The sequence below is a fragment of the Novosphingobium sp. 18050 genome, from assembly GCF_902706195.1.
Lineage (GTDB): Bacteria > Pseudomonadota > Alphaproteobacteria > Sphingomonadales > Sphingomonadaceae > Novosphingobium.
Window position 1 is genome coordinate 1 of sequence record NZ_CACSJO010000130.1, and the last position, 350, is coordinate 350.

A 350-nucleotide genomic window follows, 5' to 3' on the forward strand; every position below is an offset into this window, starting at 1 on the left:
CGGCCTTTGTGGTCGTCTCGGGCTTGGCAAGTTGGGCCTGTAGCTCAGTTGGTTAGAGCGCACCCCTGATAAGGGTGAGGTCAGTGGTTCGAATCCACTCAGGCCCACCATTTGCCAGTTTTGACAGCGCCGAACCCGCAAGGGTTCGCAAGGCCGAACGGCCGTCCGAGCTTATGCGAGGATAGCCAAGCCGACGGATGTCGGCGCCGGCGCTTGAGGCTAAACAGATAACGGGGCCTTAGCTCAGCTGGGAGAGCGGTTGCTTTGCAAGCATCAGGTCATCGGTTCGATCCCGATAGGCTCCACCATCTTCGCCGTGTAAACGGCTTGAGGATGGTTTTGCGCATCAA

At 58.6% G+C, this 350-nt stretch carries 2 tRNA genes; both read left to right on the plus strand.

From position 1 onward, the window contains the following. The first annotated feature begins 33 nt into the window (after positions 1–33). Positions 34–110, plus strand: a tRNA-Ile gene (locus tag GVL61_RS24700). A 122-nt stretch (positions 111–232) separates the two neighbouring features. Then, positions 233–308 (plus strand) — tRNA-Ala (locus GVL61_RS24705). The last annotated feature ends 42 nt before the right edge of the window (positions 309–350 follow it).